This is a genomic window from Exiguobacterium sp. UBA3968, from assembly GCF_002385115.1.
Taxonomy (GTDB): domain Bacteria; phylum Bacillota; class Bacilli; order Exiguobacteriales; family Exiguobacteriaceae; genus Exiguobacterium_A.
Genome location: NZ_DGCW01000005.1, coordinates 1,731,939 through 1,758,099 on the forward strand (window position 1 = coordinate 1,731,939; position 26,161 = coordinate 1,758,099).

Sequence of the window (26,161 nt, forward strand, 5' to 3'; positions counted from 1 at the left end):
CCCCCTTAAAAGATTACGCCGGAATGGAAGATGACATTTGCGTACGGTGTCGCTTCCCCAGTCCGGATGATGACCTTCGCCTGCTGCGTCAATTTCTTGAACTCTTCATGCGAGACGAACGCCGTCTCGATCTGCATGGCTTCGAGTTGCTCGAGTACATCCGGATTCGCTTCTTTGATTTCTGTCGCCAGTGTCAGTTGTTCGATCGCCATGTCACCGGCGACGACACGGACGACGTCGAGGAATGACGGTGTGCCGAGTTCCAGTGCTAAATCGATTCGGGCGACCCCGTCTGGAATCGGTAAGCCGCAATCGGCGATGACGATCGTATCGGTATGACCGAGATCGGTCAGGACCTTGCTGATATGACTGTTTAAGATACCGTGTTTCTTCATGCGTTTCCCTCCATCTGTTCCCGTGTTGGCATGCCACCTTGAGCGCCAAGCGCGCGGATCGATAAGCCGGCTGCCCGGTTCGCGAAACGAATCGCTTCGACGAGCGATTGTCCTTCCGTTAAGGCAACGGCTAAGGCGCCGTTGAACGTATCCCCTGCTCCTGTCGTATCAACGACGGTCGTCTCGATCGCTGGAATCGTCACGATCGACTCACCGTCGTAGAAGCGTGCCCCGCGACTGCCTTCGGTCACGATCAATTTATTCGGATATTCCATCAACCAATGTTCGATTGGCTGGTCTTGTCCGAAGATCAAGCCACATTCATGTTCGTTTGGCGTTAAGTATGTGACGTGTTCAATCAATTCCGGACTGAGTGACATCGCCGGTGCTGGATTCAAGACGACTGGAATGCCGGCTGCATGTGCTTCGCGAGCAACGGTCTCGACCGTTTCGATTGGAATCTCGAGCTGTAGTAAGATGATTTCACTGTCTGCGAGAATCGGCGCGAGTGTATCATCCGCAAATTTCACATGTTGATTAGCAGACTGAACGACGACGATCGAGTTATCGCCTTCAGCGAGCGTGATATGTGCCGTTCCCGTCCGTTCGCCTTCAATCGTTTGCAAGTGTGTCGTCTGTACTCCTTGCGTTTTGAAGTTTTCGCGAATCGCTTCACCGTTTGCGTCACTGCCGACGCAACCGATCATTTCGACGGTACTGCCGAGACGCGCGACCGCCACTGCTTGGTTCGCCCCTTTTCCGCCCGGTACGGTATGAAAGGCATCCCCGATGACCGTTTCGCCTGCGCCTGGGCGGCGTTTACTTTCGACGACGAGATCCATCGAGATACTGCCGATGACACTGATTTGTTTCATGCTTCCTCATCCTTCCGTTTCGTCGTTTCCCGTTCGATGATCTCAACTGTCAACTCATGATGAACGGCGGCAATCGGTGTGCCTTCAATCCGCTGAATCAAAAGTTTCGCCGCCAGTTCTCCCATTTGATAGATCGGCTGCGCAATCGTCGTCAACGGTGGTGAAATCATTTGTCCGAGTTCGATGCCGTCATAGCCGATCACTTGTAGCTCGTCCGGAATCGTGATCCCGCGTTCCGCAGCGACTTGCACCGTTGCTGCAGCGATGACATCGCTCGCGGCAAAAATGCCGTTGCAGTGATAGTGATCAAAGAGATAGTTCGCGGCATCGAGCGCTCCTTGAAAGTGGAACGGTGACTCGATGCTTGCGACGAGATGGGTTCCGGCGACTTCCTCAAAGCCGTCCCGGCGTTTCTTGATCGTCGGGAGTTTCGAGGGACCGCTGATGACTGCTAGCTCCGTCGCACCAGAAGCAAGTAAGAACGAAGCTGCCTTTTTCCCGCCTTCGTATCCGTTTGACGTCACCGTTGGAATCGCTCCTTGTAACACACGGTCTAACGCTACGACCGGCACTTCGAGTTCTTCATAGTTCGGATTGTTTGAGTAGTTCGTTGTGATGATCAATCCGTCGACATGCATCGCCTCGAGTGACTTGATATATTCGCGTTCTTTCTGAAACTGTTCGTCTGTGTTACACAAAATGACCTGAAAACCATGTTGATGTGCCATATCTTCCACAGCCCGTGCGAGTTGTGGGAAGAACGGGTTCGTGATGTCTGGAACGATCAATCCGATCAGTCCGGACCGTTTTTGGAACAACGATCGCGCGACTCGGTTCGGTCGATAGTCCAATTGTTTGATTGCCTGAAGCACCGCCTTACGCGATTTCTCACTGACATAACCCTTTTCGTTCATGACGCGTGAGACCGTCGCGACGGAGACATGTGCCGCTTTCGCTACTTCCCGGATGGTCGACATGTTTCGCCACCTCTTTCTTTTGATAACGCTTACAAGAATCATCATATTGTGTAACCGGTTACACATCAATCTTTTTTCTTTAAAATATATTTTATTTTTTTCGAGTTTTTGGATTGAACCACAAAAAAGAAGCCTGACACGGCGTCAGACTTACGATCATTTCGTATGATCATGCACTTGAACACTCTGAATCATGTCTTAAATAAAGACGATCAGCGAGAGACCAATCAGAATATTAATGAATCCTAATCCATCCGTCGCTTTCGTATACAACGACGGTTTATCTTTTTTAACGCTGTCGTTTAGAAACATCAATGCCATAGCAATAACGGTCGTGATGCCGAGTGGCGCATTAAGAAAACTATCGGAATACGTAAAAAAGTTATTCGTAATGTAGAGACTATTTAAGACGGACAATCCGAACAGTATTTTATGCATGCAAGTCACTCCTATAATCACCAGGATCTTACGAAACCGACTACTATCTAATTTCGCTCTCCCTCTATTATAGAATATTCTTCCAGTTACTCTTCCTTACACTATTGAAAGAAAGTATTTGGGTGCATACGCAAATACACCGCAAGACAGCGTCACGCCATCTTACGGTGTATTTCTTGTCCTCTCAGTAGCACGTTAGATTGTTGATTTTCGGAAAAGACGGAGACTCCTGCGGGAAGAGCGGAATAGGCAAGACCCCGCAGGAGCACACGCGACGAGGAGGCTTGCCTTCCGCCCGCGGAAAGCGACGTCTTGGACGGAAATCAATGAACAATCGGAGTCTAACTGACAAGTCTTTCATCTTTTTGCTTTCCCGGCTCTTTTTCGCTTCACGAACAAACGCCGAATCAAAGCAACAACGAACGCAACGATTGCCAGCGGCTCAAACAAATAAATCAATAGGAACGTGACATCGATGACGGCATCCTCCGGATTATAACGGATGATATAGAGCGCACCGGGTAAGATGGCAATCAGTCCACCAATTCCGAGTGCCGTTCCAAAAATCAGACTCTGACGCGAAAACCGGCTCGTGATTTGATACAAACCGATGAATAGTATGAGTTCCGTAAAATAGATGAGGCGCAACGGGATGTCACCAATCGACGTATCAAGCCCTAAAACCAAAAACCGAAATAGCATGTCGATTCCCCCTTCCCTCTAGTTCTACCCCGAACAGCGTCCTCGTAATACTTGATTTCCAGTTTCCATGCATATCCTCACTTCAATTAGGGAATAGCTAGAGAGTTACAGTCACATACAGAGAGTTGGGATCGGATGAAAGAAGAACACTCGATGAGGGTCGTCAGTTGTCTGAATGATTATTTCGAACGTCATCAGCAGCCCCTTCAGGTCGATCTCTTACGAGGTCTACCACCTATCGTGCTATTGTTGCGCGATGACGCGAAACGTGCCTTTCCGAAGGAAGCGAACTTGCACGATGAACTGTTACAAGACATCAAACGTTTGATTCAGGAATGTTTGGATCCCGATACACTGCGCGAATTGGGAATCGATGTCGATCTCCCGGACTTTTTCGTGACCCGTGCACCGCTTCATTCTGCCCATCATTATCTCGTTACATTTATTGAAGACTGACTTCATGTTAAAAGCAGCTATTTCTTCTCTCACAAAACATGTGAAGCAAGAGATAACTGCTTTTTTTAGTGATAATAAAAAACCGATAGCGCCAAAGCACTACCGGTTTTGCTTCCCTTCACGTATGGTAAAGACAACTTAATTCTCAACCTCAAGAATCGCTTCGATTTCAGCTTCTACTTCTTTGTTGACCATTTGCGAACGTTTTTTACGTAATTCGAGATCCATCTCTTGATCGATGAACTGATTCGTATGCTTGTCGAAGCAATCAAAACAGATCGGATAAAAATCTTTTGCTTCTTTGTTCAATGAGTTGAATTCCCACGTGTCGAGTTCCAAGTAACTGACTTGGTTGTTCGTTTCAGTTCCACAGATTTCACACTTCATCTTCATTCCTCCTTACGCGTCAATCTTCGCTTTTTCGAGTTGGCGCTCTTGACGTTCCTTGATACGTTTTAAACGTCCATGATATTTCATGATGTTCGCTTGAGATTGTTTCGCTTCTTCGCTTGTCGGTTCTAAATCAGCGATGCCCCAGAATTTGACGACGACGTCTAATACTTGGTCGAAGTATTGGAGTGGTCCATAGTTCGTATCAACAGCAATCGTCTTCATCCGTTCCGTGAAGTCCGGCATGACAGCACCTGGCATCGAGAAGTTGATGATGACGTCTTCGAAGAAGACGATGAAGTTCGGGTCAAGCTCTAGGTGTGCTTTGACCGTGTCACGGTAGAACGCATAATGGAGCGCTTCGTCCTTCGCTAGACGACGGAGTAGCGTTGCTAAGTCCTTGTCATGTGCCCCTGCGATCTTCGCAACGTTGTTATAGAAGACGAGTGTCGCTAACTCTTGCAGTGACGTATACGCCATCGTTGCTAGCGGGTTCGTGAAGTCCGGGAACCAGCCGTTCTCAACGACGCGTCTTCTTAATTGATGAAGTCGCGTTGGATTGACGTTTCGCGTGACGAGTAAATACGTCTCGAGTAAGTTCGAGTGCTGATCTTCTTCTGCTGTCCATGTCCGGACGAAGTCATTGATGACTTCCATCGAGTTCTTGAACGTATAGTCTAAGTGCGACGTATACCACGGTAAGTTGACCTCTGTCAGTAATGCCGTCTCGATTGCGACGATGACACCTTCCGGAAGCGTGACTTGGCTTTCGTCCCAAGGGACGCGTTTGAACGACATCGCCTTATCCCACGGAATGAATTCGTGGTAGCTCCAGTCGATGTTGGCTGAACGCTCCTTGTGTAGTCGATATAACTCTTGAATGCGTGGTTCTAAACGGATATCTAAATCTGAATTTAGCATGATCGTATCTCCTTTAGACGTATTTGTCATCTGTATCGAGCAAGATGTAATTAATGCCTATAACTATTTGATTTGCACTTATTTATGAGTATAACATTTTAGTCATCTACTCAGATGAATCAATTTTTTGACAGTTCATCATAGTTTTGATGACAAAAACGATTTTCATGTTTGACATTGCTTGATATAAAAACCTCCTATCCGGTGTGTACGTATCACACGAATAGGAGGTTTTCCTTATAGCTTATTCAAACGATCAACCTGAAATTACTTCTTGAGGTTGTAGAATGATTTGATTCCGTCGTAGACAGCAACGTCTGAAAGCATGTCTTCGATGCGGAGAAGTTGGTTGTATTTCGCGATACGGTCTGTACGTGAAAGTGAACCAGTTTTGATTTGACCAGCGTTTGTCGCAACAGCGATGTCAGCGATTGTTGAATCTTCAGTTTCACCAGAACGGTGAGAAACGACAGCTGTGTAACCAGCTTTTTTAGCCATTTCGATTGCGTCGAATGTTTCAGTCAACGTACCGATTTGGTTAACTTTGATGAGGATCGAGTTAGCGATGCCTTTTTCGATACCTTCAGCAAGTTTCTCAGTGTTCGTTACGAACAAGTCATCCCCAACGAGTTGGACTTTGTGTCCGATACGATCTGTAAGGAGTTTGTGACCATCCCAGTCGTTTTCGTCACAGCCATCTTCGATTGAGATGATTGGGTATTTGTCAACGAGTTGTGCGTAGAATTCAACAAGCTCTTCTGTTGAAAGGACTTTGCCTTCGCCAGCGAGGTTGTATTTTCCAGCTGCTTTATCGTAGAACTCAGAAGAAGCGACGTCCATTGCAAGGTAAACATCTTCGCCTGCTTTGTAGCCAGCTTTTTCGATTGCTTCAAGAATAACTGTGATTGCTTCTTCGTTTGATTTCAAGTTTGGAGCGAATCCACCCTCGTCACCAACTGCTGTGTTTAGACCCATTCCGCTAAGAACTGATTTCAACGCGTGGAAGATTTCAGCACCCATACGAAGTGCTTCTTTGAATGTTGGAGCACCGACAGGCATGATCATGAACTCTTGGAAGTCCACGTTGTTGTCTGCGTGTGATCCACCGTTGATGATGTTCATCATTGGTGTTGGTAATGTTTTCGCGTTGAATCCACCGAGGTATGTGTAAAGTGGAAGACCAAGCTCATCTGCAGCAGCACGTGCAGCAGCCATAGAAACACCAAGGATTGCGTTAGCGCCGAAGTTACCTTTGTTTTTCGTACCGTCGAGATCGATCATCTTTTTGTCGATTCCAGCTTGGTCGAAGACATCGTAACCGATGATTTCTGGTGCGATTTTTTCGTTGACGTTGTCAACAGCTTTCAAAACACCTTTTCCGAGGTAACGTGCTTTGTCGCCATCACGGAGTTCGACTGCTTCGTGCTCACCAGTTGATGCACCTGATGGTACGAGTGCGCGACCGAAACCGCCATCTTCTGTATAAACTTCTACTTCTACTGTTGGGTTACCGCGTGAATCAAGAATCTCGCGTGCGTAAATCTCTGTAATCATTGACATTTAAATTCGCTCCTTTTGTGTGTAAGAAATATGTGCTGTAATTCTTTCGATCGACGGGATTATTTCTTCAATACGATCGATTTACCAGTCATCTCTGCTGGTTGGTCCGCTCCGAGGAGATCAAGGACCGTTGGTGCGAGGTCAGCGAGTGCACCTGTGAGTGGTTCAAGGAGTTCGACGTCCTCGACCGTCACGATACATGGAACGGGTTCTGTCGTATGCGCCGTCATCTTACTGCCGTCCGCATTGAGGACTTTATCCGCGTTCCCGTGGTCAGCCGTGATGACTGCCGCGCCGCCTTTGCTGAGAATCAAGTCAACGACTTTCCCAAGACACTCATCGACAGCTTCGATCGCCTTTTTCGTCGGCTCGAGCATACCCGAGTGACCGACCATATCCGGGTTAGCGAAGTTGAGGATGATCGCGTCGTGTTTGTCCGAGTTGATTGCGTCGACGAGGGCATCTGTAACTTCATAGACGCTCATCTCCGGTTTCAAGTCGTATGTCGCGACTTTTGGTGAAGGGATCAAGATCCGATCTTCCCCTTCGTATGGTTCTTCACGTTGTCCGTTGAAGAAGAACGTGACGTGCGGATACTTTTCCGTTTCCGCGATGCGTAGCTGTTTGAGACCTTGTTTTGACAATGTCTCACCAAGCGTATTCTTGATGTCTTCAGGCGGGAATACGATGTCCGTATCAATCGCATCCGAGTACTTCGTCATTGAGACGAGTAGCAGGTTCTTCGGTGCGTTGTCCGGAATTTCGAAACCGTCGAAGCCACCTTTTTCTTTGTAGACTTTCGAAAGCTGAATCGCACGGTCAGGACGATAGTTGAAGAACACGATCGCATCGTTATCGTGGATCGGTGCGACTGGCGTACCGTCTTCCTGCACGACAACAGTTGGTTCGATGAACTCATCCGTTACGTCTTGTTTGTACGAAGCTTCAACCATGCCGATTGGATCCTTCGTCGTTGGACCTTCACCGAACGTGATGACGTCATAGACTTTCTTGACGCGCTCCCAACGGTTATCGCGATCCATCGCATAGTAGCGACCAGAGATACTCGCGAATTGTCCAACATTCAATTCATCCATCTTCGCTTGCGCGTCACGGAGGAAACCAGCGCCCGATTGTGGGTCGCAGTCACGACCGTCCGTGAAAGCATGGAGGTAGACTTTTTCGATTTCGTGAAGTTTCGCGAATTCAAGCACCGCATATAAGTGGTTGATGTGACTGTGGATTCCACCGTCAGAGACCAAACCGAAGATATGAAGCGCTGAACCGTATTTCTTCACGTGACCTGCCGCATCGTTCATCGCTTGACGCGAGAAGAACGAGCGATCCTTGACCGCGTTGTTGATTCGGGATAGCGATTGATAGACGACGCGACCTGCACCGATGTTCAGGTGACCCACTTCTGAGTTCCCCATTTGACCTTCAGGCAAACCGACGTATTCGCCTTTCGCATTCAACAACGTATGCGGGTATTGACCCCAGTAACGGTCGAAGTTCGGTTTGTTTGCCGCCGTAACGGCATTTCCGAACTCCTCGTCACGCATACCAAAACCATCAAGGATGATCAGTGCGACTGGACGTTTTTTCATTTAAATCGCCTCCAACAGTTTGAGGAACGATCCTGTCTCAAGACTTGCACCGCCGACGAGCGCGCCGTCGATGTCTGGTTGAGCCATATATTCTTTGATGTTTTCCGGTTTGACGCTACCACCGTATTGGATGCGGACAGCTTCTGCTGCTTCAGCACCGAATTCAGCTGCAACGACGTCACGGACGAATTTACAAGAATCTTGTGCATCTTGTTCTGTCGCTGATTTACCTGTTCCGATTGCCCAGACAGGCTCGTAAGCGACGACGAGATTTTTCACTTGGTCGACAGTAAGACCTTTGAGGCTGTTTGCTGTCTGTTCGCGGATGACGTCTTCGAACTTGCCGCCTTCACGCTCTTCCAGTGTTTCACCTACACAAACGATTGGAACGAGACCGTGCTCGAACGCTTTTTTCGCTTTGCTGTTGATGAACGCATCTGTTTCGCCGAAGTACTCACGACGCTCAGAGTGACCGAGGATGACGTATGTCACGTCGAGTTCTTTGAGCATGAGCGGGCTGATTTCACCAGTGAACGCGCCGCTCTCTTTGTCGTACATGTTTTGAGCACCGATTTTAAGATCCGTACCAGCTGCTGCTTCTGTCAAGTGTGCCAAGAATACTGCTGGCGCACAGACGGCTGCGTCGACTGTCGTCGAAGCAGGTACAGCTCCTTTGACTTCCTCAACGAATGCGACTGCATCCTTGAGCGTCAGATTCATCTTCCAGTTACCTGCGATAATTGGTTTACGCATTGAGAAACACTCCCTTGTGAACTTAGATTACTTGTCGTTTAGCGCTTCGACACCAGGAAGAGCTTTCCCTTCCATGAATTCGAGACTTGCTCCACCACCTGTAGAGATGTGGCTCATTTTGTCAGCAAGACCGAATTTCTCTGCCGCAGCAGCTGAGTCGCCACCGCCGATGATTGAGTACGCATCACTGTCCGCAAGAGCTTGCGCGACACCTTTTGTACCATTTGCGTATTTATCGAGTTCGAATACGCCCATCGGTCCGTTCCAGACGACGAGTTTCGAGTTCTTGATTGCCTCTGCATAGAGTTCAACCGTTTTTGGACCGATATCAAGTGACATGTGATCGGCTGGGATCTCTGTGATGTCACGTGGTCCGACATATGTTTCTTCTCCGAATTCCTTCGTGATGACGCAGTCGATTGGCATGAGGAACTTAACGCCTTTTTCTTCTGCTTTCTTCATGAATTCCTTCGCTTGGTCGATTTTGTCGACCTCAAGAAGTGAAGTACCGACTTCGATACCACGAGCTGTGAGGAACGTGTACGATAAGCCGCCACCGATGATCAACGTATCGACGATGTCGAGTAAGTGATCGATGACACCGATTTTGTCCGCTACTTTCGAACCACCGATGATTGCCGTGAACGGACGATCTGGGTTAGAAAGAGCTTTACCGAGAACTTGAAGTTCTTTTTCGATGAGAAGACCGGCAACTGCAGTGTCGACATGGTGTGCGATACCTTCTGTCGATGCATGTGCACGGTGTGCTGCGCCGAACGCGTCGTTGACGAAGACGTCAGCGAGTTTCGCGAATCCTTTAGCGAGCTCTTCGTCATTTTTCGTTTCACCAGGGTAGAAGCGAACGTTCTCTAAGACGACGACATCGCCGTTTTCGAGTTTGCTGACTGCTTCTTCTGCAACTGGACCGTATGCTTCTTCAACGAGCTTGATGTCTTTACCAAGCAATTCGCTGAGGCGTGCTACGACAGGTGCAAGTGAGAACTCAGGGTTCTTTTCGCCTTTTGGACGACCCATGTGGCTAGCGAGAATGACTTTTGCTCCGCCGTCGATCAAGTGTTTGATCGTTGGGAGTGCAGCACGGATCCGTGTGTCATCCGTGATTTTACCGTCTTCCAACGGTACGTTGAAATCCACGCGTGTAAATACGCGTTTTCCTTGTACATCGATGTCGCGAATCGATTTCTTATTCATACATTCGTCCTCCGTCTCTTACGTATAGTGAGGGGCGAATGCCCCTCCCGCTTTTTTCCGCAATAAGAGCGGAGACTGATATCGTTTCCGCTCTTATTCAATTGCTATTTAATTGCTCGAATTACTTAGCGATTTCTGCGAAGTGTTTGAGTGTACGAACGAGTTGGCTAGTGTAAGACATTTCGTTGTCATACCAAGCAACTGTTTTAACGAGTTGTTTGTCGCCGACTGTCATGACTTTAGTTTGAGTTGCATCGAAGAGTGATCCGTAAGAGATACCAACGATGTCAGAAGAAACGATTTCGTCTTCAGTGTAACCGTAAGACTCGTTAGCAGCTGCTTTCATTGCTGCGTTGATTTCTTCTACAGAAACTTTTTTGTCGAGTACAGTTACGAGCTCAGTGAGTGAACCTGTAGCGACTGGTACACGTTGTGCAGATCCATCAAGTTTACCTTGAAGTTCTGGAAGAACGAGACCGATTGCTTTTGCAGCACCAGTTGAGTTTGGAACGATGTTTGCTGCTGCCGCACGTGCACGACGGAAGTCACCTTTAGGGTGTGGAGCGTCGAGTGTGTTTTGGTCACCAGTGTAAGCGTGGATCGTAGTCATGAGACCTTCAACGATTCCGAACTGATCTTGGAGAACTTTAGCCATTGGCGCGAGACAGTTTGTAGTACAAGAAGCACCAGAGATAACTGTTTCAGTTCCGTCAAGGATTTCGTGGTTCGTGTTGAAGACGACTGTTTTCATGTCGCCAGTTGCAGGTGCAGAGATAACGACTTTTTTAGCGCCAGCTTTTAAGTGAAGCTCAGCTTTTTCTTTGTCTGTGAAGAAACCAGTACATTCGAGAACGATGTCAACACCGAGCTCGCCCCATGGGAGTTCTTCTGGGTTGCGGTTAGCAAGTGTTTTGATTTCTTTACCGTTGACGAGGAAGTAACCGTCGTGTACTTCAACTTCGCCGTCGAAACGACCTTGAGTCGTATCATATTTGAGAAGGTGTGCAAGCATTTTAGTGTCTGTAAGGTCGTTGATCGCGACTACTTCGATTCCATCGAATTGAAGAATTTGACGAAGTGCCAAACGTCCGATACGTCCAAATCCGTTAATACCAACTTTTACTGCCATGATAATTTTCCTCCTTTTAATGTAAAGCGAGTTATCTATTATTCAAAAGGGGGTTACCCTTTCAAAATCGAAGCGGCTGCGCCTTCATCCGTAATCAGGATGATGTCTGGCGACTGTTTGACATAGGCGTTGATTGCTTCTGCCTTCGAATGACCACCTGCGACGACGATGACGTGTTCGACTTGCTTCAAGTCAGCCAGTTGGAGACCAACCGTCTTGACCCGGTGCACGATGTTCCCGTCTCGGTCGAAGTAATATCCGAATGCTTCTGCCACTGCCTGTTCGTGTTCCAGTCGGGTCAGGAGATCCTCAGACGCGCGACGACGTTTTGCCATCGTTTTCGCCTCACCAATTCCATGTACCACGATTGAAGCACCTTTAATCATTTGAAGCACATTTTTTATGCTCGGCTCTTCGATCATCTTGACGAACGTCTCTGTACTGACCATGTCCGGGATGTGAAGCAGATGATAATCACTTTGAGCGCGTGACGCCATCCGTGAGCATACTGTGTTCGCTTGTAATTCGAGCGTTTCTCCCAGTCCTCCGCGTGCCGGAACGAACGTCATCGGACGGTGTTCCTTGTCTGGCGACATCATCGCCGCGACGGAAGCCATCGTCGTACCGCCTGTGACAGCGATCGTATTGTGATGGTCTGAAGAAAGCTCTCGTTTGAGTCGTGCGACGGTCGCCCGCCCCATGTCTCGTTGTACCCAGAAGGCCTCATCGGAATCACCCGGTACGATGACGACGTCCCGTACTCCGAGTCTCTCTTTCAAGGCTTTCGCCATGTCTGAGATCCCTGCGAGTTCTCCCATGATGCTGTGCATGCTGCGAAGAACGTTTCGTCCTTCATCCGTCAAGGACATCCCTTGCGTCGCAACCTCTAGGAGGTCTTGCTGCTTCAAGAAGTCGACTTCCCGCCGTAAGACGCGTTCCGTCAAGCCAAGGCTTGTCGCAAGCGTACGTCGTCCGATCGGTTGCATCAGTCGTACGTAATGAAGGATGTCGTAGCGTGTCTGCATTTCTTCGATCAGATCAGGCACGATTCGTTTTTGGATCTGGACTAACTGCCGAATCATGTATTTCCCTCTCCTCTCAAGTAGCTGGACGCTTTCTGTCCCGCATGTCATAACGTGTCCCACTTGGTACACCGTTATCATAACAGTCCATTTCTCGCCTTGCAAGTCTCGTTTCTCAAGTTTTTTGAAGTAAGCGGTTTCTTATCGTTTCCGTCTCGAATTTGCCATAACTCCAGATTTCCTCATCATGCATGACGACCGGAATCTCGTATAAGAACCGTAGACTGAGCGCTTCATCCTGATCAATGTTGACTTCCTCGAACGTCCATTCCGGAAACTCATCGAGTACGAAGTCGAGTAAGATGGCGGCCTCTTCACATAGCGTACATCCCGGACGTGAATAGAGTGTTAAGTGTCTGTGTCGTTTTAATCCCATTCTGATTGCGCCTTCCTTTGCTGCATCGTTTTTTTCGTTAAACCAAGCGCTGCCCGGTACTTCGCGACCGTCCGTCGCGCGACTGTCAGACCGTCTGCTTGCAGGCGATCCGTCAATTGCTGATCACTTAACGGACGATCGCTGTGTTGAATGTATTCGGCGATCCGCCTTTTAATCAAAAAACTCGAATCTCCGCTTGTCGTCCGTGAGACGAACAAGTCTTCTAAAGCAACGAGACCATGGACCGTCTCGACATACTTCTCAGCAATCGCTCGACCAATCGTTGACGGATGATGCCCCGTCGCCTCAGCGACTTGTTTTTTCGTCAGTGGCTCAAGATGCAGTTCTCCCTTGAACCAGCGTTCTTGTCGCTCAAGCAAGACCGAGAGGATGGCATGCATCGTAACGCGACGTCGTTCGTACGCGCGCAAAAAAGGCGTTGCCTCTTTTAATCCGAGCCACTTCTGATCCATGTCGAGTGTCATCCAGTCAATCTGAAGTTTTCCATCTAACAGGTGAATCCGTGCTTCTGCCATGACCGGTCGTTCTTCTTTAGGAAGATCCGGTGTCCGGCTCAGGCGCGTCAATCGTTTTCGCAACCGTGCTCGATCCTGTTCACTGAACTGCGCGAACACTTGACTCGCCGGTTCATGTCGTAACCGATCCGTCAGTCCGATCAATTCTGCGTCGTCTAGCTCGATCGCCTGTAACCATTGGCACTCGCGCTCCGAGCGGGCAGCAATGCCGACTGGTTCACATTGTTGTAAGAGTGTCCGTGCTTCTGTAATCGTTGCGACATCGGTCGAGAAGGATGCAGCGAGCTCCTCGTCCGATGTCCGCAATAAACCGTCCGCTTCTAAATACACGATGAGTTGTTCCGCCATATATCCTATTTCCTGTCTGACTGATTCTAAACGTATTTGTGCAAGAAGCTCGTCTTCATAGGATGCCAAATGTCCTGCCATCTGCTCGGCCTCTAACGAAACCTGATTCGGGTAATGGCGGTACAATCGTCGTTTTAACCGCCGCCATTCCTCCTCGAGTTCTGCCGCTGGTTGCTCAAGTACATGTAACTGATACTGTTGTGACGCCGATAACGTCATCTGTTGCGTTTGTTCCTGGCGTTGATCCATCGATTCCCCTCCCTCACTTCTTATTATAGAAGAAACGTTTTGAAAAACATGCTCTGAACCCCTTTTGAGTCGCTAGAGAAAAGAAAAGTCATCCTTCCCTATTGCTTTTCTGAAAAAATGTCGCTATACTATTAATTGTTCAGTACATCAGATGCACCCGTAGCTCAGGGGATAGAGCACTGGTTTCCGGTACCAGGTGTCGGGAGTTCGAATCTCTCCGGGTGTACCATTTATTCAACTACAAGGCAATGCCAGCAATGGCGTTGCCTTTTTTTCTATATTGATATGTTTCATTTGCCCTTGTAATGGAAAAATACCTAAAAGTCGCATCGTATCTTTTGACCAATATTGACCAAAGGATTATGATAAGGATAAGTCGAATAGGAAGCTACATACCAACTATAAGGAGGCAAAGACTATGTTAATTCCAACAGTCATCGAACAAACAAACCGCGGGGAACGTGCTTACGATATCTACTCACGTTTGCTAAAAGACCGCATCATTCTTCTCGGGAGCGCGATTGACGACAACGTCGCCAACTCAGTCGTTGCCCAACTTCTGTTCTTAGCAGCAGAAGATCCAGATAAAGAAATCTCGCTTTACATCAACAGCCCAGGTGGTTCGATCACTGCCGGTATGGCGATTTACGATACAATGAACTTCATCAAGCCACAAGTTTCAACAATTTGTATCGGTATGGCAGCATCGATGGGTGCGTTCTTGCTACAAGCAGGCGCAAAAGGAAAACGTTTCGCGTTACCAAACGCTGAAATCATGATCCACCAACCGCTCGGTGGTACACAAGGTCAAGCATCGGATATCAAAATCCATGCGGAGCGCATCATCAAAATGCGTGAGCACCTCAACAAAATCATGGCTGAAAACACAGGACAACCACTTGAAGTCATCGAACGCGATACAGAGCGTGACAACTTCATGTCAGCACAAGCTGCTGCTGACTACGGTCTCATCGACCGCGTCATGGAACGTGCATAAGTCATCCAGAGTGTCTCCTTCGGGAGGCACTTTTTTGTATCCATAGAAAATCGAAGCCTTGTCGGTTATCGTTACATACAAAAAACCTCCCGTTCCGTATAGAACGAGAGGTAGAAGATCAGTCGATCAAGTCTGTGATGTCTGAAACGATATCGTGGTTTTCACGAATCAGCGAGTAGATCGCGTTCGCATGTGGCGAAAGCTCTTCTTCTGCTTGTAATTGTTTCAGGAATAAAGATGTTGCGAACGCAACGAGTGTGCTTTTCGGTACACCGATTGCTTTTGCTTTTTTTGTTAACACTTCATCAAACTTCGCATCGACTGTCAGCGAAATACGTTTCTTTTCGTTAGCCATTTCAAAAACTCCTTAATTCGAACATTTAGTTGCATCGACTATATATTATAGTAGACTATGGTTCATCCCGCAAGCGACCCTCTTATATGGCCCCTGTCATCGACTCTCCGTTTCGTACTTTTTCAGCGATTTGATCAATCTTCCGCAACCGGTGATTGATCCCTGATTTTGAGATGGAGCCGCTTTCGACCATCTCACCAAGCTCTTGCAACGTGACGTCTTGATGTGTCACACGCAAAATCGCAATCTCCTTCAACTTATCCGGTAAGACATCGAGCCCGACCGTCCGCTCGAGGAACTTGATGTTCTCAACTTGGCGTAATGCCGCACCAACCGTTTTGTTGAGGTTCGCCGTCTCACAGTTGACGAGACGGTTGACCGAGTTACGCATATCTTTTAAGATCCGGACGTCCTCGAACCGTAGCATCGATTGGGTCGCATCGACAAGCTTAAGGAAATCGGAAATCTTTTCGCTCTCTTTAATATAGAGAATGTGTCCCTTTTTCCGTTCGATCGCCTTCGCGTTCAAATCAAAGACGTTTGATAGACCACGGAGCGCCGCATTATGTTCTTCATATAAGCTGAAGATCTCCAAGTGGTACGACGACGTCGCCGGATTGTTGAGCGAACCCCCGGCGAGGAACGCCCCTCGTAAATACGCGCGTGCTTTTCGTTCATCGTTTAAGATCGTGTCACTGATGGAACGAATCATCGTGAATCCTTCTCCTAAAATCCCGAGGTCTTGCAAAATCTTATCCGCCTGTTGTTTGACGCGGACGATGTAGACATTATTCTTTTTCAGACGCATTTTCTTCCGAACGAGCAGATCGAGATGAACCCCGTATGCTTTTTTCAAAAGCGAGTAGATCCGACGGGCAATCGAGGCATTCTCGGTTGAGATATCGAGTGTCAGACCACGTCCGAGACCGAACGAGATCGCACCGTTCATCCGGGCAAGCGCCGCGAGTTCCGCCTTCATCTCGTGATCGGTGATCGGAATCTGCGTTAATTCTTTTTTGACTTCTGAGGCAAAGCTCATGTCAGCTCCTCCTTTCCTTCGAGTTGACGCATCCGTCGAATCGACAACACTTTTCGCATGACGAGGCTTGCGACGGCATCTGAGTCATGACGGATGAAGTGATGATTGTAATCGACGATGTCGTCCGCAAGCACTTCAACGCCTGCTAACTCGAATTGTTTTTCATTATAGGTGACGATGTCAGCGTGATCCTTTTGGTATTTCTTCAGGTAACTCGCATCAATCGATTCATTATTGACGATGATCGTATCGACGACGCCTTGTCCGAGGAAGCGTTCGAGTGCCGCTAAATGTTCATTGGCTGTGAACGCTGTCGTCTCACCGGGTTGCGTCATGACGTTACAGATATAGACGACCGGAGCTAGCGATTGCTGGATTGCTTCCCGGATTTCGTCGATCAGAACGTTCGGGATGATACTCGTATAGAGACTGCCCGGACCAAGGACGATAACATCGGCATCAAGAATCGCCTGAATCGCTTCCGGTACTGGACGGACATCTTGTTCTTCAAGGAAAATCCGTTCAATCTTCTTACCGACCTTCGGAATCAACGACTCGCCTTTGACGATCGTTCCGTCCTCGAACTCGGCACAGAGCGTGATCGTCCGTTCCGTCGCCGGATAGACTTTTCCTTCCGCGTTCAACAGTTGCCCCATGACACCGATCGCTTCAACGAACGAACCGTTACAAAGTTGGGTTGCTGCCGTCAACATCAGATTTCCGAGTGAATGACCATGCAGTCCTTCCCCGGTCTCGAACCGGTACTGCATAATCCGGTCCATCAATGTCTCTGACTTCGATAAGGAGACGATGACGTTTCGGATATCGCCCGGCGGCAACATATTGAATTCCGTCCGCAAACGACCAGAACTGCCCCCGTCATCAGCAACGGTGACGATGGCTGTGATGTCAAGCGGGTAATGTTTCAGTCCACGAAGAAGCGTCGAGAGTCCTGTTCCACCACCGACAGCGACGACTTTACGTTCCCATTTCATCACTTCTCCCCCTTCGCATACACATAATCCCGGTGATTCGTCTCAATATGATACTGCGTCGCAAATTCTTTACTGATCGCTTCTGCAAACGTGATTGAGCGATGTTTCCCACCTGTACAACCGAGGGCGATGACGAGTTGCGACTTCCCTTCCCGCTCGTATTGCGGAATCAGGAATTCGAGCAGGTCGACGAGTTTTTTATAGAACAGCTTTGCTTCCGGCCATTGCATGACGTACGATGCCACTTCCTCGTCAAGTCCAGTTTTTGGACGCAACTCTGGAATGTAGAACGGGTTCGGTAAGAAGCGCAGGTCAAAGACAAGATCCGCATCAAGCGGTAAGCCATGTTTAAAGCCGAACGACATGACGTTGACCGTGAACGGAATCCGTGTGCCTTCCGTGAACTCCTTTAAGAGACGTTCTTTCAGTGCAAGCGGCTTGATGTCACTCGTATCAATCAGCATCTGTGCTTTATCGCGGAATCCTTCGAGCAACGTCCGTTCACGTTCGATTCCAATCAATGGTGAATCCGTCGGTGCAAGTGGATGCGAACGACGCGATTCCTTGTAACGGCGGACAAGGACATCGTTTCGTGCATCAAGGTACAGCATCCGGATTTGTAAGTCCGTTTTCTTTAAATCCTCATAGACGACAAAAAAGCTGTCGATGAAATCACGCGCGCGGGTATCGATGGCAACGGCGATTTTAGGACGCACTTGTCCAATGACTTCGATGAGATGCGGCAGTAACGTCGGGGGTAGATTGTCGACACAAAAATAGCCTAAGTCCTCAAAGCTGTTCATTGCGACAGTCTTCCCAGCCCCACTCATACCCGTGATGATGACAAGTTGCGGTTGATTCTGTTCCATCTTTTCGCCCTCCAGACAACAGTTCCGTGTGTATTTTTTCGCTTCTTTTTCAGTATATCATAAAAAAAGAGCCAGCTTCACTGAAGTCTCCTTCAATGAAACTGGTTCGATATTATGCGTGTGAGGATTCTTGTAATTCTTCAAGCAACGCTTCAATGAAATGCTGTGCATTTTGCGCTGCGATCGAACCATCGTTCGTTGCTGTAACGACTTGGCGCAATGTTTTTTCACGAACGTCACCAGCAGCAAAGATACCTTTGATGTTCGTTTCCATCGCTTCGTTCGTCACGACGTAACCTTGGTCGTTCAAAATACCGAGATCTTGGACGTAACCTGTGATTGGGTTCATTCCGATGTAGATGAAGACCCCATCGATCGGATGCGTCGTCACGTCAGCTGTTTTTGTATTGATCAGCTCGATACCGCCGACTTTCCCGTCTTGTTCGTTGATCTGTTTAACCGTATGGTTCCAGATGAAGTCGATTTTCGGGTTGTCGAACGCACGTTTTTGAAGGATTTTTTGAGCGCGGAGCTCATCACGACGGTGAACGATCGTGACTTTTTTCGCGAAACGTGTCAAGTAGACACCTTCTTCTACCGCAGAGTCCCCGCCACCGATGACGAAGAGTTCTTTTTCTTTAAAGAATGCGCCATCACAAACGGCACAGTACGAGACACCGCGACCGCCGAGCTCTTCTTCTCCCGGTACACCGATTTTTTTATATTGTGCACCAGACGCGATGATGATTGCCCGTGCGTAGTAATCTTTGTTGTGTGCATGAATCGTTTTGTATGCTTTACCGTCTTCGATGCTTCGAACATCTCCGTACGCATATTCTGCGCCGAATGCTTTCGAGTGGTCGAACATTTTTTGTGAGAGATCTGGTCCGAGGATGCTATCGTATCCTGGGTAGTTCTCGATATCTTCTGTGTTCGCCATCTGACCGCCCGGAATCCCGCGTTCGATCATCAATGTCGAAAGGTTCGCACGTGATGCATAAAGTGCGGCTGTCATCCCAGCAGGACCTGCCCCGATGATGATGACGTCATAAATTTTTTGTTCTGTTTCCGCCATGATTCCACCCCATTTATCGTAATCGTTGTAGTTTGAGTATAGGTGAGAATCCCCTAAACGTCTAACACTTTGCTTGCAGCGGTGCCAGCATCCGTTCATGTGTCCGGATCATTGACGCGACATGATCGAACGAACAATCGACGAGCGATGCGCATTCCTCGATCAACATTCCGTCTCGTAAATCATGGAACAGGTAAAGCAGTGATGCCGCGGATGCTTCAATTGAATCGAACGATTCTCCACTTAAGACGAGCTGTGCGAAGCGCTCATAAAAGTCCCCTTCAAGACTCATCCGTTCTTCGTCTGAAACGAATCGTTCTGCAAGACGGATCGTCTGCAATGCCCGGTGAATGCGTTCATCCACGACATCGGTCCGTCCTTCCATCTCGATGACAATCTGTTCCGTCAGTAACAGGACGTCTTCTCGGTCCGTCACTTCTGGCATCATCGACAATGCAAGCCGTGCTTCGGCATCGTTCAGCTTGCCAAGAAGAAGTGCCGTGAAGATTCGCGAGACGTCATCTTCCGTCTTCAACGCTTGGATGAGTGCCGAGCGAAACTGTAGGTTGTGGCGGATGTCATACGTATCCGTTTCTTCCTTTAACGCTTGTGCTTCGTCTGACTTTAAGAAAGCGGCTGCCTCTTCGACATGTCCTGTCTTATAAGCAGAGATCGATAACCAGTGCCCAAAGAGGGGATCTCCTCGGTACCCGCGACGCTCGAGCAACTTCAACTCTTCATAGGCGATATCGTATCGTCCGATGATCGCAAGTGTTGATGCGACCTTATAACGTGTCTCAAGATGCACGGAACGGACGTGTTCGAGCTGACGAGAGAGACGATGCGCCTCTTCGTCCTGTCCCATCTCGTGTAGCAAGACGAGCGTGTTACAGAGGGCATGCAAATTCCCCGGGTTTCCTTCAAGGATCCGTTCGAGGGAAGCGAATGCCTGATCATTCTCTCCTAAATAGAACTCGACGATCGCGAGGTTGTTGTAGGCAGGCCAGAACGTCGGGTACTGGGCAATCAGTCCAGTCAACGTCTCCTGTGCCGCGAACAGCATCCCTTTATCGATCTGGCGTTGTGCTTGACCGTGCAGACGAATCAATTCGTCCTCTTCGTCGTCTTCCATCTCTTGTTCGAGATCAATCAGTTCCACGAGTGCGGCCGATGCCTCCGCGTGTTTACCGTTTGGTGCTTGCTCTAAATATTCCATCGCATGCTGTCGCGCTTCTTCATAAAGTGAGACGTGTGCGTAGTTATTCGCTAAATAAAAGAGTGCTTCCGTATTTGATGCGTCGAGTGCGCGTACTTGTTTCAAGACATCATTCGCATGATTGATTTCTCCTGTCTCGAATAAGACACGGGCATAACGGAGCAAATAACGGATGTCCGCTGGCTGAAGTGTCGTCGCCTCATCTAAATGATAGACGGCTTCATCCAGTCGCCCTTCCCGGTGCGCCTTCCGTCCGCGGAAATAAAAAAGTTCCGCTTGGCGCGCTGTTATCGCAAAGGGGTCTGCTTTGTATTTGGTTAATTCCATCATGATTCAAGCCCCCATAAATAGTAAACTGGTTTCGTAGTTGCAGACACAAGAATACCCTATCTCTAGAAGGCATGCAACAGAAAAAAACGCCGGAGTTCATCCCCAGCGTTTTGCATAAATCGATTCCAGTTCTTTGTAATTCTCTAAGCATTTTCGTACAAAAGCATCCGTCTCTGGATTCAGTCCTTCAAGACGTGCCACGTCCTTGTCATATGCCTGCCGTAAGCTCGTCGCATAATCGGGAATCTCTCCGTCATACGCATAAACGACTGCGGGCGAAACCGTGATCTTTTCGTGCTTATGCAAGGCGGTCCGGATATGAAAGAGCGGGACATCGACTTGGTTCGGTTGATGAAGATCTCCTTGAACCGGATGCTTTTCGACAGCCAGCACCTCCACGACGAGACCTTGTGGACGTTCGGCGAATAATCTTCCGAAATACTTTCCTGTCTTATACGTAAAGCGGATGTGCGTCATCTTTTTTCCTTCTTCCTTCTCACAGTTTTGTCACATTTCGTGCCGGCGAAGCGGCTGACTCGAGACGCGTTCGTTCGGAGCGATGTCCCGGTGAACAACGGATCCGGCACCGACAACGGCACCATCTCCGATCGTCACGCCCGGTAGGATCGTCACGTTCGCACCGATCAAGACGTTGCTTCCGATGACGACGTCACCTAAACGATACTCCGTCGTCAAATATTCATGACAGAGGATTGTCGTATTGAAGCCGATGATCGTATTGTCACCAATCGTGATCCGCTCCGGGAACATCGTGTCTGGCATCACCATCAAGGCAAGTGCCGTCTTCTCCCCGATTTTCATCCGAAGACAAGTCCGGTAGAGCGTGTTCTTGAAGCGTAACGACGGGGCAAACCGACCAATCGTGACGATCGTAAAGCACCACATCACTTTAAAGAACGACACCGTCCGGTACATATGCCAGAGTGGATTCGTCGTTCCGACCTGAAACCGATCAGTTCGCCGTGCCATTTTGTTCCTCCAGCCAAGCAGCGAGATGATCCATCGAATCAATGATGACATCCGGTTCGAGAGCTTCTAAGTACGCACGTCCTTTGATCGCCCAACCAACCGCGACCGTCTTCACTCCTGCGTTCTTGCCCCCAAGGATGTCCGTATCGTTGTCACCGACCATGATCGTCTCGTCTGGTGTTGATCCAAGTAACTGCATCGCTTTCTCAAACGGTTCGACGGCTGGTTTTTCTTCCGTTACGTCGTCCGCTGCGATGACAGCGTCAAACAGTGACGTCAATCCGAATAACTCGATGCCGCGGAGAGCGACACGACGACTTTTCGACGTGACGACCGCCATCTTGTAGCCTGCTTCATGCAAACGACGTAATCCGTCAAGCACACCTGGATACTCGAGCACGAGTGCGTCATGCATGGCAATGTTGTAGCTCCGGTAAAAAGCAACCATCTCTTTCCACTGTTCCGCGTTCATTGCTGAGAATGACTTTTCAAGCGTCGGACCGATGAACGGAAGCAGTTCCGCTTCCGTGAACGTCCGGTCGGGGTAATAGTAACTGAGCGTATGCTCGAAGCTTTTTAAGATCAATGGATTCGTATCAATCAACGTTCCATCTAAGTCAAACAAAAGTGTGCGAATCATCGATTACTTCGCCTCCTTTTTTGAACCGTCCAAGTAACGAACGGCATTGCGACGAATGACAAGCATGATCACACCGAAGATGACTAAACAAATCGAGACGACTTGCGCCGTCCGCAGTCCGTCAGCCATCAGACTATCCGTCCGGAGTCCTTCGATAAAGTAGCGTCCGATCGAATACCAAATCAAATAACCGAGGAAGACATATCCACGACGTGGGTTGAACTTCATCCGCCAGACGATTAATAGAATGACACCAATGATGTTCCAGATGCTTTCATAGAGAAATGTCGGTAAGTAGTATGTCCCGTCGATGTACATCTGATTGACGATCCAGTTTGGTAAGTGCAACGTATCTTGTAAGTACGACCACGTCGTCTCGCCGCCGTGTGCTTCTTGGTTGAAGAAGTTGCCCCAGCGTCCGACGGCTTGACCGAACAAGAGCGACGGTGCCAGGATATCAGCGATCTGCCAGAACGAGATCTTTTTCTTACGTGTATAGATGATGACCGTCAAAATCGCGCCGATGATTGCGCCATGGATTGCGATTCCACCTTGGCGGATGTTGATGATCTGATCGAGATGCTGACTGTAGTAGTCCCACTCGAACGCGACGTAGTAAATCCGGGCACAGATGATACTGATCGGAATTGACCAGATGACGACATCGACCGCATACTCTTCATTGAAGCCGATCCGCTTCGATTCGAAGATCGCGATCAACAGACCGACGACCGCACCGAGTGCGATGACGATCCCGTACCAGTAAATCGGTACCGGTCCGAGATTGATTGCGACGCGATCAAACGTTGGTTGTACAGAGGCTAGAGTTCCCATCAAAGACCACCATTCCCATCTTCAATTGCTTGTGCGAGACGTCCCGCGAATTCTTCTGCTGTATTAATGCCCATGTTTTTCAGGCGATAGTTCATCGCTGCCACCTCAATAATGACGGCGAGATTTCGTCCGGGACGAACCGGAATCGTCAAGAACGGGATTTCCGTATCGATGATTTGAAGCGTCTCTTGATCCAGACCAACGCGGTCATAGACTTTCGATTGATCCCAAATCTCGAGGTTACAGACAAGGCTGATCTTCTTGTGCGAGCGAACAGCACCTGCACCAAACAACGTCATCACGTCGATGATCCCGATTCCACGAATCTCAAGCAGATGTTGAATCAACTTCGGTGCCGTTCCGACTAGAATCCCGTCACCCGTTTGACGAATCTCGACCGAGTCATCTGCGACCAGACGATGACCCCGCTTGACGAGTTCGAGTGCTGTTTCCGATTTACCGACGCCACTTGCTCCTTTAATGAAGACGCCGACACCATAGATATCGACAAGGACACCATGCATCGCTGTCGTTGGCGCGAGTTCCGCTTCGAGGAAGTTCGTGATCTGTGACTCGACCGATGTCGTATGCCCTTTTGTCGTCAACAGTGGCACGTTCGTCTCGTCCGCAGCTTGGATGATCGCTTCCGGCACTTCAAATCCACGTGTGATCAAAATACCAGGTGTTTCATCTGTACAAAGGACGTTCGCTCGTTCACGTTGTTCCTCGTACGTTAAATTATTGAAGAACGTCAATTCTGTTTTTCCGAGAATTTGAAGACGTTCTGCCGGGTAATAGGCATAATAACCGGCAAGCACAAGGCCAGGTCGGCACAAATCAGCCGTTAGAATCGGGCGATGTAAGCCTTCTTCTCCCGTGACGATGTGGAGATTGAATTGTTTTACGATTTCAGCTGTTCGCACTTTTGGTTGCACGCTTCGTCAGCCCCTTTCACTTGAAGTATTGTACCATATTTTTATTCGGTTCATGGAATTGGATTAGAAGCATGATTTCTTGGGAATGGAATAAAGAGTTAATATTTTGAAGGAGGTTTTGCCATGATGTCAGGTGGCGGTATTTGGTTCGTTTTAATACTTACTTTATTTGGAATCCTCGCGATCGCCGGTTTCGTTTATCTCGTGATTTCGCTGATCGATATGTGGAAGGCTTACTCCCGGTATCAAGATCAAACAGCTCTCTTATTCTTTATTATTTCCATTATCGGGGTCTTCATCAGTGGGTCTTTCATCTCGTACGTCTTAGCAATCATTTTCTATTGGAATCGTTCCCGTGGCAAGAGTTGGCTCGGCATCGGTCTGATTCTCGTGTCGATTTTCCTCGCGATTATCGGTGTCATCGCCTTACTCTCGTTCGGTTACGATATGAATAATATCGAGAACATGAACTTCGACGAGCCGATGATGGATCAGGATTACGATTATTGATGTAGCTACACCCATCTTCTTATGAGGATGGGTGTTTTTACATGTGCAGACGAAGTCGTTCCGCATCTGTGACTCCTACAGGAAAAAGCCCGGTCATCCGCGCTGTCAGAGACAAACGAGACCCAGCTACTCGTTCCTAGAACGACGTAGCCGCGGCTCGTGTCTCACCTGAGGAAAGCACGCACAGCGGATACGACGTCATTAGAAAAGCGCAACCTCTTTTTCAAGAAGTTGCGCCAAGTATGCTTATAACGCTTGTGGACTGAGGTGAACGCCGTGTGTGACCGAAATCGTACCTGTCTTCGTATCCGCTTCGACCTCAATTTTAGGTGAACGACCGCGCCCTGAGACGAAATGGAGTTTCCGGTTGACGATCTCTTTTTGATCCCGAATCAATTCCATATCGTCAAGATTGCAGTTGAGACCACCGAAGTTCGTCTCAAGTTCTCCGTAGACTTCAGCGCCATGCGGCAACATCAAGGCGATGCTTCCAGCAAGTGACGAGGCTTTGACCTTCGCATTTTGCGCTGTCTTCAGCTCGCAACGTACGTTTCCGTTCGCTGTTTTCAATTCTGAACGTTCGAAGACACCAGTCGTGATGATTTGACCGTTGGCTGTCTTCGCTTTTAAGACCTTCAACTCCGACTCTTCGATTTCGATCGAGCCGTTCGCAGTTGATACTTTGACATCTTCACTGAAGAGGTCACGGACGTTGACCCGACCGTTCGCCGTCATCAGTTGAGCGGACGTCGTATCGAGTGACGATAACGAAATCTCACCGTTCAACGTCTGTAAGACGAATGACTCGTAATGACGGCGTGGTACTTTCAGGTGGACCGTCGCACGGACACTCTTATCCTTCAAACGAATTGAGAGTGTATTCGCCGACACTGCGTGTTGCACAGCGGCTTGTAGTTGCTCAAGCGCCTGTTCTTCCGTCACCTGTTGGCGGCGGAGCGGACGTCCTGTCACCGTTAATTCGCATTCTTCGAGATCACTCGGTTCGACGACCAAGTTCGCATTGAACAGATCGACGTGAACCGTCTCACCGCTGAACGGGAATTGTTTGACGTAGGTGACGTTTGGACCGGACGCCTGATTAAGCGAAAGATCACTGTCCTTGATCCGGCTGACGAGATTATCGAACGCTGACATGACTTTCGTCGTCAACGAATCGACGGAATACTGGTCGACCCGATCATATTGTTCTGGTTCATCGACGTACTTATGTTCACTGGCAGAAGTTGCACGTTCGTCGATCGCTTCGAGCCGCTCTAGTTTATCGAGTGCCTCATCAATCGTTAACTTTCCTTCTTTGACTTGCTCCAATATCAATTGACGCATATCTTGCTTCATGAACCGTTCCCTCC

General features: G+C 48.7%; 29 protein-coding genes, 1 tRNA gene and 1 pseudogene. 4 read left to right on the forward strand and 27 right to left on the reverse strand.

From position 1 onward, the window contains the following. Window positions 1–5 precede the first annotated feature (5 nt). The 5 genes from rbsD to B3S86_RS10740 form a co-directional block, all read right to left on the reverse strand. The gene (gene rbsD, locus B3S86_RS10715) at window positions 6–395 is read right to left on the reverse strand and encodes a D-ribose pyranase (RefSeq protein ID WP_214805368.1); all 390 of its coding nucleotides are present in this window, start codon (window positions 393–395) and stop codon (window positions 6–8) included. Then, entirely contained in the window at window positions 392–1,270 is an 879-nt protein-coding gene (gene rbsK, locus B3S86_RS10720; protein WP_290752335.1) for a ribokinase, read from the reverse strand. The genes rbsD and rbsK overlap by 4 nt, the downstream gene beginning before the upstream one ends. Then, window positions 1,267–2,247, reverse strand: a complete 981-nt coding sequence (locus tag B3S86_RS10725; protein WP_050678689.1) for a LacI family DNA-binding transcriptional regulator — start codon at window positions 2,245–2,247, stop codon at window positions 1,267–1,269. The genes rbsK and B3S86_RS10725 overlap by 4 nt, the downstream gene beginning before the upstream one ends. A gap of 198 nt (window positions 2,248–2,445) precedes the next feature. Beyond that, window positions 2,446–2,685: a hypothetical protein gene (locus B3S86_RS10730; protein ID WP_290752340.1), complete on the reverse strand. Its 240-nt coding sequence runs from the start codon at window positions 2,683–2,685 to the stop codon at window positions 2,446–2,448. Between the two features lie 357 nt (window positions 2,686–3,042). Further along, window positions 3,043–3,387 (reverse strand): hypothetical protein, encoded by a 345-nt coding sequence (locus B3S86_RS10740; protein WP_290752343.1) that lies wholly within the window; start codon window positions 3,385–3,387, stop codon window positions 3,043–3,045. Window positions 3,388–3,522: 135 nt separating this feature from the next. Between B3S86_RS10740 and B3S86_RS10745 the strand changes: the two genes are divergently transcribed. Then, window positions 3,523–3,843: a hypothetical protein gene (locus B3S86_RS10745; protein ID WP_023469210.1), complete on the forward strand. Its 321-nt coding sequence runs from the start codon at window positions 3,523–3,525 to the stop codon at window positions 3,841–3,843. A gap of 138 nt (window positions 3,844–3,981) precedes the next feature. Here B3S86_RS10745 and B3S86_RS10750 read toward each other — a convergent pair whose 3' ends face one another. The 10 genes from B3S86_RS10750 to B3S86_RS10795 form a co-directional block, all read right to left on the reverse strand. Continuing rightward, on the reverse strand, window positions 3,982–4,230 hold the full coding sequence (locus tag B3S86_RS10750) for a hypothetical protein (RefSeq protein ID WP_230088506.1): 249 nt from the start codon (window positions 4,228–4,230) through the stop codon (window positions 3,982–3,984). Between the two features lie 12 nt (window positions 4,231–4,242). Then, window positions 4,243–5,154, reverse strand: coding sequence for an acyl-ACP desaturase (locus B3S86_RS10755; RefSeq protein ID WP_195864535.1), 912 nt, complete (start codon window positions 5,152–5,154; stop codon window positions 4,243–4,245). A 267-nt stretch (window positions 5,155–5,421) separates the two neighbouring features. Beyond that, window positions 5,422–6,714: a phosphopyruvate hydratase gene (eno, locus tag B3S86_RS10760; protein ID WP_087681330.1), complete on the reverse strand. Its 1,293-nt coding sequence runs from the start codon at window positions 6,712–6,714 to the stop codon at window positions 5,422–5,424. 59 nt (window positions 6,715–6,773) lie between these two features. Continuing rightward, window positions 6,774–8,321, reverse strand: coding sequence for a 2,3-bisphosphoglycerate-independent phosphoglycerate mutase (gpmI, locus tag B3S86_RS10765; protein WP_064299425.1), 1,548 nt, complete (start codon window positions 8,319–8,321; stop codon window positions 6,774–6,776). Beyond that, entirely contained in the window at window positions 8,322–9,074 is a 753-nt protein-coding gene (gene tpiA, locus B3S86_RS10770) for a triose-phosphate isomerase (RefSeq protein ID WP_023469215.1), read from the reverse strand. 27 nt (window positions 9,075–9,101) lie between these two features. After that, entirely contained in the window at window positions 9,102–10,286 is a 1,185-nt protein-coding gene (locus B3S86_RS10775; RefSeq protein WP_035396304.1) for a phosphoglycerate kinase, read from the reverse strand. Between the two features lie 121 nt (window positions 10,287–10,407). Further along, entirely contained in the window at window positions 10,408–11,415 is a 1,008-nt protein-coding gene (gene gap, locus B3S86_RS10780; RefSeq protein WP_035409970.1) for a type I glyceraldehyde-3-phosphate dehydrogenase, read from the reverse strand. 53 nt (window positions 11,416–11,468) lie between these two features. Beyond that, complete coding sequence (locus B3S86_RS10785; protein WP_290752357.1) at window positions 11,469–12,497, reverse strand: sugar-binding transcriptional regulator; 1,029 nt, start codon at window positions 12,495–12,497, stop codon at window positions 11,469–11,471. 115 nt (window positions 12,498–12,612) lie between these two features. Beyond that, complete coding sequence (locus B3S86_RS10790) at window positions 12,613–12,873, reverse strand: glutaredoxin family protein (RefSeq protein ID WP_023469219.1); 261 nt, start codon at window positions 12,871–12,873, stop codon at window positions 12,613–12,615. Further along, the gene (locus B3S86_RS10795) at window positions 12,864–14,006 is read right to left on the reverse strand and encodes an RNA polymerase subunit sigma-54 (RefSeq protein WP_290752360.1); all 1,143 of its coding nucleotides are present in this window, start codon (window positions 14,004–14,006) and stop codon (window positions 12,864–12,866) included. Before B3S86_RS10795 ends, B3S86_RS10790 begins: the two co-directional genes overlap by 10 nt. A gap of 153 nt (window positions 14,007–14,159) precedes the next feature. Between B3S86_RS10795 and B3S86_RS10800 the strand changes: the two genes are divergently transcribed. Together B3S86_RS10800 and clpP are read left to right on the forward strand one after the other, a co-directional pair. Then, window positions 14,160–14,235: transfer RNA gene (locus tag B3S86_RS10800), tRNA-Arg, on the forward strand. Between the two features lie 183 nt (window positions 14,236–14,418). Further along, a pseudogene (clpP, locus tag B3S86_RS10805) lies at window positions 14,419–15,003 on the forward strand (ATP-dependent Clp endopeptidase proteolytic subunit ClpP); the annotation flags it as partial. A 118-nt stretch (window positions 15,004–15,121) separates the two neighbouring features. Here clpP and B3S86_RS10810 read toward each other — a convergent pair. The 11 genes from B3S86_RS10810 to hprK form a co-directional block, all read right to left on the reverse strand. Next, the gene (locus tag B3S86_RS10810) at window positions 15,122–15,358 is read right to left on the reverse strand and encodes a hypothetical protein (protein ID WP_035409978.1); all 237 of its coding nucleotides are present in this window, start codon (window positions 15,356–15,358) and stop codon (window positions 15,122–15,124) included. A gap of 82 nt (window positions 15,359–15,440) precedes the next feature. After that, window positions 15,441–16,397 carry a DNA-binding protein WhiA gene (gene whiA, locus B3S86_RS10815; protein ID WP_035409981.1) on the reverse strand — a complete coding sequence of 319 codons (957 nt, stop codon included), beginning with the start codon at window positions 16,395–16,397 and terminating at the stop codon, window positions 15,441–15,443. Next, on the reverse strand, window positions 16,394–17,392 hold the full coding sequence (locus tag B3S86_RS10820; protein WP_035409984.1) for a gluconeogenesis factor YvcK family protein: 999 nt from the start codon (window positions 17,390–17,392) through the stop codon (window positions 16,394–16,396). Before B3S86_RS10820 ends, whiA begins: the two co-directional genes overlap by 4 nt. Further along, a complete protein-coding gene (rapZ, locus tag B3S86_RS10825) occupies window positions 17,392–18,261 on the reverse strand; it encodes an RNase adapter RapZ (protein WP_035409987.1) in 870 nt (289 codons plus the stop codon). The genes B3S86_RS10820 and rapZ overlap by 1 nt, the downstream gene beginning before the upstream one ends. A gap of 112 nt (window positions 18,262–18,373) precedes the next feature. Then, complete coding sequence (trxB, locus tag B3S86_RS10830) at window positions 18,374–19,336, reverse strand: thioredoxin-disulfide reductase (protein WP_023469225.1); 963 nt, start codon at window positions 19,334–19,336, stop codon at window positions 18,374–18,376. Between the two features lie 61 nt (window positions 19,337–19,397). Continuing rightward, on the reverse strand, window positions 19,398–20,882 hold the full coding sequence (locus tag B3S86_RS10835) for a tetratricopeptide repeat protein (RefSeq protein WP_290752365.1): 1,485 nt from the start codon (window positions 20,880–20,882) through the stop codon (window positions 19,398–19,400). A 96-nt stretch (window positions 20,883–20,978) separates the two neighbouring features. Further along, window positions 20,979–21,359, reverse strand: coding sequence for a sporulation phosphorelay system protein KapB (gene kapB, locus B3S86_RS10840; RefSeq protein WP_023469227.1), 381 nt, complete (start codon window positions 21,357–21,359; stop codon window positions 20,979–20,981). A gap of 30 nt (window positions 21,360–21,389) precedes the next feature. Further along, the gene (locus B3S86_RS10845) at window positions 21,390–21,872 is read right to left on the reverse strand and encodes an acyltransferase (protein WP_290752368.1); all 483 of its coding nucleotides are present in this window, start codon (window positions 21,870–21,872) and stop codon (window positions 21,390–21,392) included. Continuing rightward, a complete protein-coding gene (gene ppaX / locus B3S86_RS10850; RefSeq protein ID WP_290752371.1) occupies window positions 21,856–22,512 on the reverse strand; it encodes a pyrophosphatase PpaX in 657 nt (218 codons plus the stop codon). Before ppaX ends, B3S86_RS10845 begins: the two co-directional genes overlap by 17 nt. Before the next feature lie 3 nt (window positions 22,513–22,515). Continuing rightward, the gene (gene lgt, locus B3S86_RS10855) at window positions 22,516–23,346 is read right to left on the reverse strand and encodes a prolipoprotein diacylglyceryl transferase (protein ID WP_035409997.1); all 831 of its coding nucleotides are present in this window, start codon (window positions 23,344–23,346) and stop codon (window positions 22,516–22,518) included. Continuing rightward, the gene (gene hprK, locus B3S86_RS10860) at window positions 23,346–24,281 is read right to left on the reverse strand and encodes an HPr(Ser) kinase/phosphatase (RefSeq protein WP_035396292.1); all 936 of its coding nucleotides are present in this window, start codon (window positions 24,279–24,281) and stop codon (window positions 23,346–23,348) included. The genes lgt and hprK overlap by 1 nt, the downstream gene beginning before the upstream one ends. Before the next feature lie 123 nt (window positions 24,282–24,404). Between hprK and B3S86_RS10865 the strand changes: the two genes are divergently transcribed. After that, on the forward strand, window positions 24,405–24,791 hold the full coding sequence (locus B3S86_RS10865) for a hypothetical protein (RefSeq protein ID WP_290752376.1): 387 nt from the start codon (window positions 24,405–24,407) through the stop codon (window positions 24,789–24,791). Window positions 24,792–25,037: 246 nt separating this feature from the next. Here B3S86_RS10865 and B3S86_RS10870 read toward each other — a convergent pair whose 3' ends face one another. Then, window positions 25,038–26,147 carry a DUF4097 family beta strand repeat-containing protein gene (locus tag B3S86_RS10870; RefSeq protein WP_056062976.1) on the reverse strand — a complete coding sequence of 370 codons (1,110 nt, stop codon included), beginning with the start codon at window positions 26,145–26,147 and terminating at the stop codon, window positions 25,038–25,040. Between the last annotated feature and the right edge of the window lie 14 nt (window positions 26,148–26,161).

Coding starts and splice junctions, on each gene's coding strand:
- rbsD (WP_214805368.1), bottom strand. CDS start 395: ATGAAGAAACACGGTATCTTAAACAGTCATATCAGCAAGGTCCTGACC.
- rbsK (WP_290752335.1), bottom strand. CDS start 1,270: ATGAAACAAATCAGTGTCATCGGCAGTATCTCGATGGATCTCGTCGTC.
- B3S86_RS10725 (WP_050678689.1), bottom strand. CDS start 2,247: ATGTCGACCATCCGGGAAGTAGCGAAAGCGGCACATGTCTCCGTCGCG.
- B3S86_RS10730 (WP_290752340.1), bottom strand. CDS start 2,685: ATGCATAAAATACTGTTCGGATTGTCCGTCTTAAATAGTCTCTACATT.
- B3S86_RS10740 (WP_290752343.1), bottom strand. CDS start 3,387: ATGCTATTTCGGTTTTTGGTTTTAGGGCTTGATACGTCGATTGGTGAC.
- B3S86_RS10745 (WP_023469210.1), top strand. CDS start 3,523: ATGAAAGAAGAACACTCGATGAGGGTCGTCAGTTGTCTGAATGATTAT.
- B3S86_RS10750 (WP_230088506.1), bottom strand. CDS start 4,230: ATGAAGTGTGAAATCTGTGGAACTGAAACGAACAACCAAGTCAGTTAC.
- B3S86_RS10755 (WP_195864535.1), bottom strand. CDS start 5,154: ATGCTAAATTCAGATTTAGATATCCGTTTAGAACCACGCATTCAAGAG.
- eno (WP_087681330.1), bottom strand. CDS start 6,714: ATGTCAATGATTACAGAGATTTACGCACGCGAGATTCTTGATTCACGC.
- gpmI (WP_064299425.1), bottom strand. CDS start 8,321: ATGAAAAAACGTCCAGTCGCACTGATCATCCTTGATGGTTTTGGTATG.
- tpiA (WP_023469215.1), bottom strand. CDS start 9,074: ATGCGTAAACCAATTATCGCAGGTAACTGGAAGATGAATCTGACGCTC.
- B3S86_RS10775 (WP_035396304.1), bottom strand. CDS start 10,286: ATGAATAAGAAATCGATTCGCGACATCGATGTACAAGGAAAACGCGTA.
- gap (WP_035409970.1), bottom strand. CDS start 11,415: ATGGCAGTAAAAGTTGGTATTAACGGATTTGGACGTATCGGACGTTTG.
- B3S86_RS10785 (WP_290752357.1), bottom strand. CDS start 12,497: ATGATTCGGCAGTTAGTCCAGATCCAAAAACGAATCGTGCCTGATCTG.
- B3S86_RS10790 (WP_023469219.1), bottom strand. CDS start 12,873: ATGGGATTAAAACGACACAGACACTTAACACTCTATTCACGTCCGGGA.
- B3S86_RS10795 (WP_290752360.1), bottom strand. CDS start 14,006: ATGGATCAACGCCAGGAACAAACGCAACAGATGACGTTATCGGCGTCA.
- B3S86_RS10810 (WP_035409978.1), bottom strand. CDS start 15,358: ATGGCTAACGAAAAGAAACGTATTTCGCTGACAGTCGATGCGAAGTTT.
- whiA (WP_035409981.1), bottom strand. CDS start 16,397: ATGAGCTTTGCCTCAGAAGTCAAAAAAGAATTAACGCAGATTCCGATC.
- B3S86_RS10820 (WP_035409984.1), bottom strand. CDS start 17,392: ATGAAATGGGAACGTAAAGTCGTCGCTGTCGGTGGTGGAACAGGACTC.
- rapZ (WP_035409987.1), bottom strand. CDS start 18,261: ATGGAACAGAATCAACCGCAACTTGTCATCATCACGGGTATGAGTGGG.
- trxB (WP_023469225.1), bottom strand. CDS start 19,336: ATGGCGGAAACAGAACAAAAAATTTATGACGTCATCATCATCGGGGCA.
- B3S86_RS10835 (WP_290752365.1), bottom strand. CDS start 20,882: ATGATGGAATTAACCAAATACAAAGCAGACCCCTTTGCGATAACAGCG.
- kapB (WP_023469227.1), bottom strand. CDS start 21,359: ATGACGCACATCCGCTTTACGTATAAGACAGGAAAGTATTTCGGAAGA.
- B3S86_RS10845 (WP_290752368.1), bottom strand. CDS start 21,872: ATGGCACGGCGAACTGATCGGTTTCAGGTCGGAACGACGAATCCACTC.
- ppaX (WP_290752371.1), bottom strand. CDS start 22,512: ATGATTCGCACACTTTTGTTTGACTTAGATGGAACGTTGATTGATACG.
- lgt (WP_035409997.1), bottom strand. CDS start 23,346: ATGGGAACTCTAGCCTCTGTACAACCAACGTTTGATCGCGTCGCAATC.
- B3S86_RS10865 (WP_290752376.1), top strand. CDS start 24,405: ATGATGTCAGGTGGCGGTATTTGGTTCGTTTTAATACTTACTTTATTT.
- B3S86_RS10870 (WP_056062976.1), bottom strand. CDS start 26,147: ATGAAGCAAGATATGCGTCAATTGATATTGGAGCAAGTCAAAGAAGGA.